This window comes from Novosphingobium sp., assembly GCF_040398825.1.
Taxonomy (GTDB): domain Bacteria; phylum Pseudomonadota; class Alphaproteobacteria; order Sphingomonadales; family Sphingomonadaceae; genus Novosphingobium.
Map to the genome: position 1 here is coordinate 1 of NZ_JBBATI010000009.1, position 13,669 is coordinate 13,669.

Consider the following 13,669-nt stretch of genomic DNA (forward strand, 5'->3'; position numbering starts at 1 on the left):
ACCCGACCACCACAGCATGATGGTATCATTGGTGGTCGGGTGGGGAGGCGGGGCGCGGGGTCTGACTGCACGTCAGTGCAGCATCATCCTAGCGGAACATACGGCACGAGATAAGGGTGGGAACGTAAGCGGGTGTTGCCTATAGGCAGCGCCATGGCCATCACCTCTTCCGCACTGCAGCGCCCCGCGCAACGCCCGCCGATGGCGGTGGGCAGCGGCGAATTTGTGGCGATGATGGCGGCGACGATGGCACTGCAGGCGCTGGCGGTCGATGCCATGCTGCCCGCGCTGGGTCAGATTGCGCACGACCTGGGGGTGACCAACCCCAACCATCGCCAATTGGTGGTGGGGGTGTTCCTGGTCGCGGCGGGGGTCGGTTGCCTGCTGCCGGGGCCGCTGTCCGACCGCTATGGCCGGCGGCGCGTGCTGCTGGTCAGCTTTGCCGGGTATATCGTGCTGTCGCTGGGCTGCGCGCTGGCGCCGGGGTTCAACACGCTGATCGGCTTGCGCGTGCTGCAGGCGTTGGCCAGTGCGGGGCTGACCGTGCTGCCATCGGCGATCATCCGCGATCGCCATTCGGGCGATGCCATGGCGCGGATGCAATCGACCGTATCCATGGTGTTCATGATCGCGCCGATGGTCGCGCCCACCGTGGGCCAGGCAGTGCTGCTGGTGGCGGGCTGGCGCGTGATCTTTGCGCTGCTGGCGGCAGTGGCACTGGTGGTCGGCCTGTGGGTAGCCTGGCGCCTGCCCGAAACGATGGCGGTGCGCCACCGCCAGACGATCAACCCGGCGCGGATCGCCGTGAACATGGCAACCGCGGTCACCACCCGCGCGACCTTTGGCTATACCATGGGCGGCGCGCTGACCTTTGCGGCGATGCTGGGCTATATCAATTCGTCGGAACAGCTGGTGGCGGAACATTTTGGCGCAGGCGCGCTGTTTCCGCTGTTGTTCGCGACGATTGCGGTGATGCTGGCGGGGGCCAATTTCCTCAACGCCCGGATAGTTACCCGGCTGGGCGCGCGGCGCGTGTCGCACGGCGCGCTGCTGGTGTTTCTGGTGTTCAGCGTGGTGCAGGTGCTGCAGGCACGCGGGGGCCATGAAACATTGTGGCAGTTCATGCCGGTGCTCGCGCTCAACGCCTGCATGCTGGGGTTCATCGGCGCCAATTTCAGCTCTATCGCGATGCAGCCGTTTGCCGGGATCGCCGGCGCGGCCAGTTCGGTCCAGGCGTTCATGCGCATGCTGATCGCGGCCAGCCTGGGCATTGTCATCGGCCAGGCGTACAACGGCACCGCATTGCCGCTGGGCATCGCATTCCTGCTGTGCGGGCTGGGCGCGCTGGCGCTGGTGCTGTTCAGCGAGCGCGGGCGCCTGTTTGGCCCGAAAGACCCGCACGACATGCACGGGCCACAGCATAGCGATCTGCACTGATATCGGCCTGCACTGACGTGCAGGCAAACCTCACGCCACTGCGCGGTTCAGCCCGGCCAGCATCACGTCGGCGCTGTCGGGCGCTCCAAAATGAAACCCCTGCATGCGGGTAATCCCCAGTGCCCGCGCCGCTTCGGCCTGGGCCGCGGTTTCAACGCCCTTGATGCTGCAATCCAGCCCCAATTGCCACGACAGCGCCACGATCATGCCGACCACCGCGCGCGCGCCGGGATCGGTGGGCAGCGCTTCGGCCAGGGCGCCATGCAGCTTGATCAGATCGAGCGGCAGATCGCGCAATTGCGACAGGCTGGACCAGCCCGCGCCGAAATCATCCAGCGCGATACGAAACCCGCGCGCGCGCAACGCCTCCAACTGGCGCGTGGCGCGGCGCGGATCATCGATCAGCGCGCGTTCGGTCACGTCGAGTATCAGGTCGGCCGGACTGGCCCCGGCCATCAGCGCGATTTCCGACAGCGTATCGGCGATCCCGTCGCGCACCACATCGCGCGGCGAAAGATTGATCGACAGCGTCATGCCATGGTCGGCCGGCCGACATTCGCGCAACGCGCGGGTCAGCACCGCGCGTGTCACATCGGCCATGCGCCCGGTGGCCTGCGCCATCGCCATGAACATCGCCGGCGTTTGCCATTCGCGCCCGTCGGGCGACCAGCGCGCAAACGCCTCTGCGCCAACGATGCGCCCGTCGCGGGTATCGACCACCGGCTGATAGACCAGCCGCAGCCGGTCTTCGAGCACGCTGTCATGAAACTGCCGGCTGATCAGCGCGCGCTGGCGCAGCGCGGCTTCATCGTCCTGGCCAAACACCACAACCGCGCCATCGCCCAGCTGCTTCGCCTTGTACAAGGCGGCATCTGCACGTTCGAGACAGGCGCCGGCGTCCGGCAGGTCGAGCCGGTACAGCCCGATCGAACACAGCACGCGCAACCGCGTGCCGTGAAACAGGATCGGCCGGCGCACCGCCGTTGACAGCGTGCGGCACGCGGCACGCGCGGCGGCCGAATCGAACACCGCGTCAAACAGGATGGCAAATTCATCGCCGCCCAGCCGCCCGTGCGCCAGCACCGCGCGCTGCGCGCCGATGCGATCGGCCACGCTGCGCAGCACCGCGTCACCCGCCGCATGGCCATACGTATCGTTGACGTGTTTGAACCCGTCGAGATCGACCAGCGCCAGCCACGGCCGCAGTGCTTCGGCAGACGCGGTGCTGGCAGGGGCGGTGTCGGCAGAGATTGGGCCAATCGCGGTCAGTTCATCGCGCAACCGTTGCAGGATGGCGCGGCGGTTCAGCCCGCCGGTCAGTTCATCGATGGTGGCACGGCGGAAATTGGCGCGCGATTCCTGCGTGGTGCGGGCCAGACGGCGCGCCAGCCGCTGGCGGGTCAGTTCGCGCCGCACAAATTCATGATGGTTGGTCAGGATCGCGATCATCATCGTCGCGGTGAACACCACCTGCACCAGCGCGAGCATCACCGCATCGGCATTGTCCGACGCCAGAAACACCCCTGTGGCCGGAACTGAAAATGCCAGCGCCACGTTGAATGCCGTGCGCGGCGCCTGCGCCAGCCCAACCATCGATGCAAACGCCGTCACCGCCAGCACATATTGCACCAGCATGCGCTGTTCGACTGATCCATAGCGCGCCAGCACGATCGTCCAAAGCATGAAGGCCAGCGCAAACGCACCGCCAACGCGGCTCATCCGATGCAGTTCTCGCCGCTTTTCGTCGATCGAGCGTGGCATGATGCGCTGCGGCAGCCAGACCTGGCCGCGAATCCCGGCAACCAGCAGCAGTGCCAGCCCGAACACCTGCACCCCCAGCGGCGCGGTAGCGTGAAAACTGCACACCAGCAGGACGACATCGAACAGGATGACGAGGTACAGGACCGGCGCGCGTTGCGAAATGCTGGCCACATAGGCATCGACAAACGCCGCCGACGTGCGCTGGCGCAACGCCCGGCGCAGCCGCCAGAACGCCCGGCGCAGCCGCCAGAACGCACCGCGCAGCCGCCAGAACCCCTGGCCTGACTGCCGCGTCGTCCCTCTGGCACTGTCGATCGATCGGCCCATTGCACGGGCATAGGGCGCAGGGGGTTAAAGCGGGGTCAACGCGGCGGACCAAACCCGTAACTGGCCCGATCCGGCACCGGCCGCATCACGATACGGCGGGCAGATCAGCCTGCAATGCGGCGATCAGCGCGCGCACTTTTTTCTGGCGCCATTGCGGCAGCGGCGCCACCAGCCAATAGCCGCGCCGCCCCGGTTCCGGCTCCCCCAATGCGCGCACCCGGCCGCTGGCCACCGCCGCATCGGCCAGCAGGCGCGGCACCCGCGCGCGGCCCAGGCCGGCGGCGGCAGCGCTGATCGCGGTACCGGCATCGCCGACCGAGATATGCACTTCGCGCGCACCGTCTCCATCACTGGCACCGTCACTGTCGCCATGCATTTCCCCGGCGCCCGCCGGGTCTCCCGGCCAGGCGATCCACGGCGCGGTCGGTGCAACATCGACCCCGGCCACCACCACGGTCCCCTGCGGGCCCAGCGCGATTCCCTGCAGATCGCCCGGCCCATCGGACCAGCGCACCGCCAGATCCAGGTTGGCCTCGGCAAAATCGACCTCGGTATCGCTGGCGATCAGCGCAAACCGCAAATGCGGGCTGTCGTGGCGAAACGCCGCCAGCCGGGCCGAAAGCCACGCGGCAAAGAAATCGCGCGGGCAGGCAATGGTATAGACATGGCTGGATTGCCCGGCCTGGATCGCCTGCACGCCCTCTTCAAAGCGCAGGAACCCTTCGCGGATGGCATCGAGCCCGGCCGCCGCCTCATCGGTCAGTTCCAGGCCTTTTGACGTGCGGCGAAACAGAATGACCCCCAGCAGGTCTTCCAGCGCGCGAATCTGCTGCCCGACCGCGGCGGGCGTGACCGCCAGTTCATCGGCGGCGCGGGTAAACGACAGGTGACGCGCCGCGGCATCGAGCACGCGCAGGCCATTGAGGGGCAAGTGAGTCCGCTTCATCGCTGGCCTATTCGGGCAAGGCCAGTGGCCGTGTCAACCACAGGGAATCCAATGAACGGGTTGCCTTCAACCCGCAGGCGCCGAGGCGGCGAGCGGGAAAAACGGAATCGCCACATCCAGCACCGATCCGTCGGTGCGGCGCATGACGTAATGCCCGGTCATGCTGCCGTGCGGCGTGCCCAGCGGGCAGCCAGAGACATAATCGTGGCTGCGCCCGGGTGCCAGCACCGGCTGTTCACCCACCACGCCTTCGCCATCGACATAGTTGACCAGCCCGCGCCCGTCGGTGATCCGCCAGTGCCGCGACAGCAGTTGCAGCACCTGGTCCGACCCATTTTCGATGCGGATGTGATAAACCCAGAACCATTTGCCCGCGTCCACCCGCGACTGTTCGGGCAGGAAATTGACCGCGACTCGCACGGTCACGCCATCGCTGGTGGCGGAATGCTGGAAAAGCTCTTTCATGGCTGCAAAGTTACCGCACAACGCGCCCGCTTCCAACGCTCTTTTCAGCGTGCGACAGGCACGATAGGGCAGATGCCATGCTGATCCGCGTCGATGCCCTGGTCTGTGCGACGCGTGCCAATGGCGAAACCGGCGCGGTGGTGCGCGTGCTGACCGCGGACCATGGCCTGATCGCCGGCTATGTCGCGGGCGCGCGCGGGCGCGAGCTGCGCCCGTTGCTGATCCCCGGCAACACGCTGGCGATCGAATTGCGCGCGCGCGGCAATGGCCAGATGCCGTCGCTGCGCGTGGAACTGGTGACCAGCCGCGCGCCCTGGCTGAGCGAGCCGCTGCCCGCCGCCGGGATCGGCTGGGCCACCACGCTGACCGCGGCGACATTGGTCGAAGGCCACGCCTATCCCGCGTTGCACGCCGCGCTGGGCGCCACGCTGGATGCCATCTGCCATGCGCCATCGGCGCGCGGCTGGGCACAAGTGCTGGCCGGGTATGAGGCCCTGTTGTTGCGCGAGGTTGGCTATGGCACCGCGCCCGCGCCGCCGCCGCAGGAAAGCTGGACTGATCTGCTGGCGCGGCTGGACCGGCAGGGCGCGGCGCTGACCATGCGGCTGTTTGGCGATCGCGGCCGCGCCCACAGCCATATCATGGATGCGCGCGAACAGTTGATCGACCGGCTGCGACGGATTGAGCAGACCGATTGACCGTGCCCGCCCGGCGCGGCAAAGGGGCCGCGACACGCGGATGGGAAGAATACCATGCATATTGCCATTTTGCCCGGGGACGGGATCGGGCCGGAAGTAACGCGCGAAGCGGTGCGTGTACTCGATGCGCTGAACCTGGGCGTCACCATGACAACGGGCGATGTGGGCGGCGCGGCGTACAAGGCGCATGGCCACCCGCTGCCACCCGCCACGCTGGCATTGGCCGAAGGGGCCGATGCCATCCTGTTCGGCGCGGTGGGCGATCCCGATTGCGACGCGCTGGACCGCCATCTGCGCCCCGAACAGGCCATTCTGGGCCTGCGCAAGGCATTGACGCTGTTTGCCAACCTGCGCCCCGCCAAAGTGTTTGCCGGCATGGAAGGGCATTCCGCGCTGCGGCCGGAAGTCGCCGGCGCGATCGACATGGTGATCGTGCGTGAGCTGAACGGCGATGTCTATTTCGGCGAAAAAGGCTTTCGCACCAACGCGGCGGGCGAACGCGAAGGCTATGACGTGATGTCGTATTCCACCAGCGAAGTGCGCCGCATCGCGCATATCGCGTTTCGCGCCGCGCAGACGCGAAGCCATCGCGTATGTTCGGTGGACAAGGCCAATGTGCTGGAAACATCGCAATTGTGGCGCGACGTGGTGATCGACGTGGCGCGTGAATATCCCGATGTGGCGCTGGAACACATGTATGTCGACAACGCGGCGATGCAGCTGGTGCGCAAGCCCGGCCATTTTGACGTGGTGCTGACCGGCAACCTTTTTGGCGATATCCTGTCGGACCAGGCCAGCATGTGCGTCGGGTCGATCGGCCTGCTCGCATCGGCCTCGCTGGGCGAACGCCAGACCGCGCACGGCACGTTCGGGCTGTATGAACCCATTCATGGTTCTGCCCCCGATATCGCGGGTCAGGGCCTGGCCAATCCGATGGCGACGATCCTGTCGGCGGCGATGCTGCTGCGCCATTCGCTGGGGTTGAACCAGGCGGCAGACCGGATCGAGGCGGCGGTGGCCGGGGCGCTGGCCGGCGGTGTCCTGTCGCGGGACCTGGGCGGAACCGCGGGAACTGCGGAAATAGGTGACGCCGTGGTCGCAAGGCTGTAAACGCGGCGACCATGCTTCAACTCGCTGTCATTCTGCCCACCTATAAAGAGCGCAACAACATTGCGCAGATGGTATCCCGCATCGACGCCGCACTGCACGGCTTTGTGTGGGAGGCGATCTTTGTCGATGACAACAGCCCCGACGGCACCGCCGATGAGGCGCGGCGCATCGCGCGTGAAGACCCGCGCATCCGCGTGATCGAACGCATCGGCCGGCGCGGCCTGGCCTCTGCCGCGATTGAGGGCATGTGCGCCAGCGCCGCGCCGGTGGTGGCGGTGATGGACGCCGATGGCCAGCATGATCCATCGCTGTTGCCTGGCATGTATGCCGCGATTGCCAGCGGCGATTACGATGTCGCCTATGCCTCACGCTTTGCCGAAGGCGCCAGTACCGAGGCGTGGGGCCGCCCCGACCGGGTAAAGGCATCGGGCTTTGCCAATGCCATCGCGCGGCGCGTGACCGGCGTTGACCTGACCGACCCGATGAGCGGATTTTTCATGCTGCAGGGCGAAACCCTGCGCGCGGACGCACACCGCCTGTCGGGCGTGGGTTTCAAAATCCTGCTCGACATCCTCGCCACGGTCGATACGCCGCTGCGGGTCAAGGAATTCCCCCTCAATTTCGCGGCCCGCATGGACGGCGAATCCAAACTGGACAGAACAGTCGTGTTCGAATTCCTGATCGGTCTTTACGACAAATGGCTGGGGCGGATCATTCCCACCCGTTTTGCGCTGTTCGGCACTGTCGGCGCGCTGGGCGCGGTGGTGCACTTGTCGGTGCTGGCGCTGGTGCTGCGCCTGTTCGGCGCGCAGTTCGCGGTCAGCCATTATCCCAAGGAAACCGCGTTCATCGTCGGGCAGACAGTGGCGGCCATCACCGCCATGTCGTTCAATTTCGTGCTGAACAATGAATTGACCTATTCCGACAAACGCCTGCGTGGCTTTTTCCCGATCGCGCGCGGCTGGGCCAAATTCTTCCTGACTTGCGCGTTCGGCATGGTCGCCAACATCGGTGTTTCGACCGCGCTGGTGCGCATCGGCATCCACCAATTCCCCGCCGCCATCGCCGGCATCATCCTGGCATCCGTGTGGAACTTCGCGCTGTCGAGCAAGTTCGTGTGGGGCAAATACGGCTGATCCCGCGCCATGACCGATGCGCTCGACTTCACGCCGCTGGCCCGGGTGATCGACGCGCTTGATGACGCGCTGGGCGTGCTGGCGGACAAGCCATGGTTCGATGTCCAGCCGCTGCCGGTGCGCAACACGCTGGTTTCGGGTGCGGTGCAAAGCGTGGAATTTGTCTACGAACTGGCGATCAAATCGCTGCGCCGCAGCCTTGAACATTATTTCGCGGATGTAACCCCGGTCGATGCCATGAGCTTTCGCACGCTGATCCGCACCGCCGCCGAACGCGGGCTGATCGATCAGGTCGAACCGTGGTTTGCCTATCGCGACATGCGCAATGTGACCGCGCACACCTATGACCGGGCCAAGGCACAGGCCGTGCTGGCGCAGGCCGCGGCCCTGGCTGGCGATGCGCGCGCGTTGTGCGCCAGACTGACCGCACTGTCATGATGCCCGCGCCTGGCCTTCAGGTCAGCGCCGCGCAGTTTGCCATCCTGAACGCGATTTTGCGCGAACATTTGCCGGATGGCGTGATCGTCTGGGCCTATGGCAGCCGCGCCAAGGGCAAGGCCAAGCCGTTTTCCGATCTCGATCTGGCGCTTGAGTGTGATCAGCCGCTGCCGCCGGGCCTGTTTGGCGCGCTGGCAGACGCCTTTGATGACAGCGATCTGCCATGGAAAGTCGATATGATCGACTGGCATGCGGCCACCCCGGCGTTCCGTGCGCTGATTGTGGCCGACAGAATCGCGCTCGACTTGCGCTGAACCGCCCGGTCACCGCCAGCTTTTCAGCCACATATATTCCACATACCCCTTTTTCCCCGGCAGCGGCCCGGCCGAAATGATGGGATAAAACCCGATGAACACCACGCTGGTCAGCACCAGCACGCTGCGCCCGGGCCATTTCAGCCCGGCATCCCACCAGCGGCCCAGCACGAGCGCCAGCGCCGCCATCAGGAAACACGCCGCCAGTTCATAGTGGTAATAGAACTGCACCGGTTTGCCATTGATCGCCCAGAAAATCAGGCTGAGCACATAGAGCACCACGATCAGCGCGGGCAGCCCCTGCCCCCGCCAGCCCTTCACCGCGCACCACGCCAGCGCGGGCAGCCCGGCCAGCATCGAAAACGGGTTGCCGATCATCAGAATGCCGCGCTGTTCGCCATCGATGTGTTCGTATAGGAACCAGATCGGCCGCAGGTTCAAAATCCATTGCCACCACTGGCTCATATAGCGGTGCGGTTTGACCACGCTGTTCTGCAATTGCAGCATGTAGCGTTGCCACGGAATCAGCCCGGTCAGCGTCATCGGCTGCACATGATAGAAAAACGCCGGGGCAAACGTCGCCAGATAGACCAGGGCCGGCCACAGCCCCAGCCACAGCGCCGCCTCTGCCAGCGAAACCCCGCACACCGGCCCGGCGCGCGTGGCGAACAACAGCCGCGCGAGCGATGCCAACGCGGCGCGAAAACTGCGCGGGCGGCGGCGAACAATCAGGCCCAGCGCGGCGGCGCGGTGCCACGCGAACAGCAGCCCCGGCACCACCAGCAGCGGCGCCACATTCCATTTGCCGCCCAGCGACAGCCCCAGGAACGTGCCCGCCAGGATCAGATGAATGCGCCCGCCGTGCCGGTCGGCCCACTGCGGCCGCGCCGACAGCGCCCATTGCCACAGCCCCAGCGCCAGCATCGACGCCATCGCCATATCCAGCATGGCGATGCGCGACTGCACGAACCAGATGAAATCGGTCGCGATCAGAAACGCAAACAGCAGCGACACGCGCCGCGACCCGGACGCCCACCACAGCGCCCGCGCCCCCGCGAACAGCCCCACACTGCCCAGCACCAGATTGGGAAAACGCCAGCCGAAGGCATGATCGCCAAACAGGCGGATGCCCATCGCAATCGCCTCCTTGCCCAGCAGCGGATGTTCCGGATTCAGCCGTTTGGTCAGGTCGATCAGCCGGCGTGCCGCCGGGATATAATGAATTTCGTCGAACATCATTTTCGACGGGATCGCCAGCCGGCACAGCCCCAGCGCAAAGAACGCCGCGACGATCACCAGCGTGGGGATCAGCGGATCACGCCGGCTGAACAGATCACGCGTGGCCCGCAACGGGGTGGCAAGGAGGGCGGGCATGGGCATTGCTGGCGACGCGCATACGCGATGGCCGGCCTGCAAGGCAATCGGGCAAGACAACCCACCCGCACCAAAACCGGCTCGCAAGCCCGCGCCAATTCGATTATGGGCACCACCATGAAACGCACGACCGGACAAGACCGCAGCATCACCCGCCACTGGCGCCCCGCAACCCAGGCCGTACGCGGCGGCACCTGGCGATCGGAAATGGGCGAAACCAGTGAGGCGCTGTTCCTGACCTCCGGCTATGCCTATGACAACGCCGCAACGGTGGCAGCGCGGTTTGCTGGCGAAGACAACGGGATGACCTATTCCCGCCTGCAAAACCCCACCGTGCAAATGCTGGAAGAACGCATCGCCCTGCTCGAAGGCGCAGAGGCCTGCCGCGCGCAGGCCAGCGGCATGGCGGCGATGACCACCTCGCTGCTGTGCCAATTGTCCGCCGGCGATCACATCGTCGCGGCCAAGGCGGCGTTCGGATCGTGCCGCTGGCTGGTGGACAACCTGCTGCCACGGTTCGGCATCACCGGCACCACCATCAACGCCAGCGACAATGCCAGCTGGGAAGCGGCAATCCAGCCCAATACCAAAGTGTTCTTTTTTGAAAGCCCGGCCAATCCGACAATGGATCTGGTCGATCTGGAATTCGTCTGCGCGCTCGCCCGGCGCCATGGCATCGTCACCGTGGTCGACAATGCCTTTGCCACCAGCGCGCTGCAAAAACCGATGCAGTTCGGCGCCGATGTCGTCGCCTATTCCGCCACCAAGATGATGGATGGCCAGGGTCGCGTGCTGGCCGGCGCGGTCTGCGGATCAGCGGCGTTCATCAACGACGTGCTGCTGCCGTTTCAGCGCAACACCGGGCCCAATATTGCCCCGTTCAACGCCTGGGTGGTGTTGAAAGGCCTGGAAACGCTGGACTTGCGCATCATGCGCCAGAGCGAAAACGCGCTGAAAGTCGCCACGTTTCTTGAGGCCCGCGTGCCACGCGTGCTGTACCCCTATCTGCCAGCGCATCCCCAGCATGCGCTGGCGCTGAAGCAGATGAAGGCCGGCGGATCGATCCTGTCGATCGAACTCGACGGTGGCCGGGCCGAGGCACATGGCCTGCTCGATGCGCTGCAACTGGTGGATATTTCCAACAACATCGGCGATTCCCGGTCGCTGATGTGCCACCCGGCCTCCTCCACCCACCACGGCGTCGGCCCCGCCACCCGCGCCGACATGGGCGTGGGCGAAAACATGCTGCGGCTGAATGTGGGCCTGGAAGACCCGGACGATGTGATCGAGGATCTGGATCAGGCCTTGCGCGCGATCGGGTTGTAGGACTGGCCGGCATCCACCCAGTCAATCGGCTCCACCCGCCGCACCAGGAAAATCCACGCCAGCAGCCCCACCACGCCGATCACCGCAGCTGCAACAAACGCCAGGCTGAAGCTGCCGGTGCGGTCGATGATCATCCCGGTCAGGATCGGCGCGACAATGCCCGATGAACTGCCGATAGCATTTTGCACGCCGATCCATTTGCCCGCCGCGCGCGGGCCTGCCAGCGTCTGGCCGATTGCATAAAGATTGAACCCGCCAAGGCCATTGGCGATGGGAAAAATCAGCAGCGACGCGATCGCCACTTGCGCATTTCCCAGCGCACAGCCGAGCATAGAGCCGATGCCGATCACGCTGCCGGCGCAGACCATGGTCATCCGGACGCGCTGGGACGAAGCACCGGCGCGCATCCACACATCGGAAAGCCAGCCAAAGATCAACGCCAGACCCGCCGACAGCAGATAGACCAGCCCCGCCAGCGCGCCCATTTCCTGCAGCGAAAACCCCTGTACCTTGACCAGATAGAGCGGCAGCCAGCTGATCAGCAGGAACCACACATAGTTCCCCGCAAACGCCCCGATTGCAGCGCCCCACATCTGCCGTTTGCGCAACAGCACGCCGATACCAGGTTCGACCCAGGTGGTCGGTTCGGCCGCCGCAGCCGATGCATGGCGCGTGGCCAGCCACCACGGCACCAGCCACAGCAGCGACGCCGCACCAAACACGAAAAACAGCGGGCGCCAGCCCAGATGGGCGACAATCATGCTGCCCAGAAAGGTACCGGCCGCCGGCCCCAGATATATCCCCGCAATAATCGCGGCATTGGCAGAGCCAAGCTTTTCCGGCGGGATATGCTGCGCCAGCAGTTTGGAACTTGCCGGCATCCCTGCGCTTTCACCCAGCCCCAGCAGGACGCGCAGCAGCATCAGCATGGCAAAGCCGGTGGCAAAACCCGACAACACGGTCGCCAGCGACCAGATGCACAGCCCCAGCGCCAACGTGCGATAGGGATTGATCCGCGCAATCACCCAGGCGGCCAGAATGTGCCCGGGCGAATAGACCAGAAAAAACACCGACCCCAGCGCGCCGATCTGCGTGTTGGTCAGGCCCAGCTGGTCCTTGATCAGCGGGGCGGCAGTCGCCAGATTGCCGCGATCCAGATAATTGATGAACAGGCACAGCGCCAGCAGACCGACAATACCTCTCGACATGGCCCCCGACCGGTCGGGGGTTGGCTGTGTATCCGGCGTCATTGGCATCCCCGATCAGTTATGACTGTATCGGGATCAGACTTGCATGGGCGCCCGGGCGTGTCACGCGCAAACCTGTCGCGACGGCGGGTTGTGGCGTGGTGGCGACGGCAATTAAGCGAAGGGCTACTGTCCGATAATCAATCCGGCTTTGCCGCCGCTTCCAGCGCGACAATCCGCGCCTTCAGCGCCTCGATTTCTTCGCGCGCGGCGGCGGCCAGGTCCTTTACCGCGTCAAATTCTTCGCGGCTGACAAAATCCATTCCGCCAAACATTTCCTTTACGCGTTCGCGCGCGGTTTCGCCGGCTTCGCGGCCCATACCGGCCACGGTGCCGGCGGCGCTGTTGATCAGCTTGACAAAATCGGCAAGCAGCGGGTTTTCGCTTTGCATGGGCAGGGCCTTATGGCTGGTCGGTTGATAGCCACAACATGGGCGCGCCCGGCGCCCGCGACAAGGGGCCTTGCGGGCGCATCGCGCGCACGATCACAATTGCACGCGCACCGCCGCACCCGAACCATCGGCCCCATCGGCGCCAGGGTTCATCTGCAGAAATTGCAGATTGAGGAACGAGGCAAAGCACACCCACACCAGATAGGGCAGCAGCAGCGCCGCGGCCATGCGCCGCACGCGCCAGGCCAGCGCGATCGTCACCCCCAGCACCACGATCAGCGCGACAATGATGCTCAGCGCCAGGGTCATCCGGTGCATCGCGAAAAACACCGGGCTCCATGACAGGTTGATCGCCAGTTGCCCGGCAAAGGCCACGACCGCCAGCCACCGCCCGCGCGCGCCACGCGCCGCCACGATCAGCGCCAGCGCAATGCCCATCAGCACATACAAAATGCTCCACACGATCGGGAACACCACGGGCGGCGGATAGAGCGCCGGTTTGTCGAGCATCGCAAACCACGCGTTGTCGGGCACGCTGCCCGATGCGCGCGCCGACAGAAAGCCAAGGCCAAGGCACAAAGGCACGGTAAACAACGTCCAGCGCAGGATAACGGCGCGGAGTTGAGCGTTCGAAGCGAGCTGTTGCATGATCCCTGACATGTCGGCCGACCGCGCCACCGGGACAATTGTGCCCGTTA

At 65.4% G+C, this 13,669-nt stretch carries 14 protein-coding genes; 7 read left to right on the forward strand and 7 right to left on the reverse strand.

The genetic code is table 11. The features are described 5' to 3' along the window. Nucleotides 1-153 precede the first annotated feature (153 nt). Nucleotides 154-1,437 (forward strand): multidrug effflux MFS transporter, encoded by a 1,284-nt coding sequence (locus ABWP89_RS06495; protein WP_353228047.1) that lies wholly within the window; start codon nt 154-156, stop codon nt 1,435-1,437. Nucleotides 1,438-1,467: 30 nt separating this feature from the next. Here ABWP89_RS06495 and ABWP89_RS06500 read toward each other — a convergent pair whose 3' ends face one another. From ABWP89_RS06500 to apaG, 3 genes are all read right to left on the reverse strand, one after another. Next, nucleotides 1,468-3,525 carry a putative bifunctional diguanylate cyclase/phosphodiesterase gene (locus ABWP89_RS06500; RefSeq protein ID WP_353228048.1) on the reverse strand — a complete coding sequence of 686 codons (2,058 nt, stop codon included), beginning with the start codon at nt 3,523-3,525 and terminating at the stop codon, nt 1,468-1,470. Nucleotides 3,526-3,610: 85 nt separating this feature from the next. Then, nucleotides 3,611-4,471, reverse strand: coding sequence for a LysR family transcriptional regulator (locus tag ABWP89_RS06505; protein ID WP_353228050.1), 861 nt, complete (start codon nt 4,469-4,471; stop codon nt 3,611-3,613). Between the two features lie 66 nt (nt 4,472-4,537). Continuing rightward, nucleotides 4,538-4,936 carry a Co2+/Mg2+ efflux facilitator ApaG/CorD gene (gene apaG / locus ABWP89_RS06510; protein WP_353228052.1) on the reverse strand — a complete coding sequence of 133 codons (399 nt, stop codon included), beginning with the start codon at nt 4,934-4,936 and terminating at the stop codon, nt 4,538-4,540. 77 nt (nt 4,937-5,013) lie between these two features. On the opposite strand from apaG, the gene recO reads away from it, so the two are divergent. Genes recO through ABWP89_RS06535 form a run of 5 tightly spaced genes read left to right on the forward strand, consistent with a single transcriptional unit; the run spans nt 5,014 to nt 8,632 of the window. Continuing rightward, nucleotides 5,014-5,634 (forward strand): DNA repair protein RecO, encoded by a 621-nt coding sequence (gene recO, locus ABWP89_RS06515; protein WP_353228054.1) that lies wholly within the window; start codon nt 5,014-5,016, stop codon nt 5,632-5,634. 54 nt (nt 5,635-5,688) lie between these two features. Then, nucleotides 5,689-6,744 (forward strand): 3-isopropylmalate dehydrogenase, encoded by a 1,056-nt coding sequence (leuB, locus tag ABWP89_RS06520; protein WP_353228055.1) that lies wholly within the window; start codon nt 5,689-5,691, stop codon nt 6,742-6,744. A gap of 11 nt (nt 6,745-6,755) precedes the next feature. Then, nucleotides 6,756-7,880 carry a glycosyltransferase gene (locus ABWP89_RS06525; RefSeq protein ID WP_353228057.1) on the forward strand — a complete coding sequence of 375 codons (1,125 nt, stop codon included), beginning with the start codon at nt 6,756-6,758 and terminating at the stop codon, nt 7,878-7,880. 9 nt (nt 7,881-7,889) lie between these two features. Next, nucleotides 7,890-8,318 (forward strand): HI0074 family nucleotidyltransferase substrate-binding subunit, encoded by a 429-nt coding sequence (locus ABWP89_RS06530; protein ID WP_353228059.1) that lies wholly within the window; start codon nt 7,890-7,892, stop codon nt 8,316-8,318. Next, nucleotides 8,315-8,632: a nucleotidyltransferase domain-containing protein gene (locus ABWP89_RS06535; RefSeq protein ID WP_353228060.1), complete on the forward strand. Its 318-nt coding sequence runs from the start codon at nt 8,315-8,317 to the stop codon at nt 8,630-8,632. Before ABWP89_RS06530 ends, ABWP89_RS06535 begins: the two co-directional genes overlap by 4 nt. A gap of 9 nt (nt 8,633-8,641) precedes the next feature. Here the strand turns inward: ABWP89_RS06535 and ABWP89_RS06540 are convergent, their stop codons facing one another. Further along, nucleotides 8,642-10,006, reverse strand: a complete 1,365-nt coding sequence (locus ABWP89_RS06540) for a phospholipid carrier-dependent glycosyltransferase (protein WP_353228061.1) — start codon at nt 10,004-10,006, stop codon at nt 8,642-8,644. A gap of 117 nt (nt 10,007-10,123) precedes the next feature. Here ABWP89_RS06540 and ABWP89_RS06545 point away from each other — a divergent pair, with 117 nt between their 5' ends. After that, the gene (locus ABWP89_RS06545) at nt 10,124-11,332 is read left to right on the forward strand and encodes a trans-sulfuration enzyme family protein (protein WP_353228062.1); all 1,209 of its coding nucleotides are present in this window, start codon (nt 10,124-10,126) and stop codon (nt 11,330-11,332) included. Here ABWP89_RS06545 and ABWP89_RS06550 read toward each other — a convergent pair. From ABWP89_RS06550 to ABWP89_RS06560, 3 genes are all read right to left on the reverse strand, one after another. Continuing rightward, nucleotides 11,305-12,582 carry an MFS transporter gene (locus ABWP89_RS06550; protein WP_353228063.1) on the reverse strand — a complete coding sequence of 426 codons (1,278 nt, stop codon included), beginning with the start codon at nt 12,580-12,582 and terminating at the stop codon, nt 11,305-11,307. The genes ABWP89_RS06545 and ABWP89_RS06550 overlap by 28 nt on opposite strands. Before the next feature lie 137 nt (nt 12,583-12,719). After that, nucleotides 12,720-12,971: an accessory factor UbiK family protein gene (locus ABWP89_RS06555; RefSeq protein WP_353228064.1), complete on the reverse strand. Its 252-nt coding sequence runs from the start codon at nt 12,969-12,971 to the stop codon at nt 12,720-12,722. Nucleotides 12,972-13,064: 93 nt separating this feature from the next. Continuing rightward, nucleotides 13,065-13,619, reverse strand: coding sequence for a TspO/MBR family protein (locus ABWP89_RS06560; protein WP_353228065.1), 555 nt, complete (start codon nt 13,617-13,619; stop codon nt 13,065-13,067). Between the last annotated feature and the right edge of the window lie 50 nt (nt 13,620-13,669).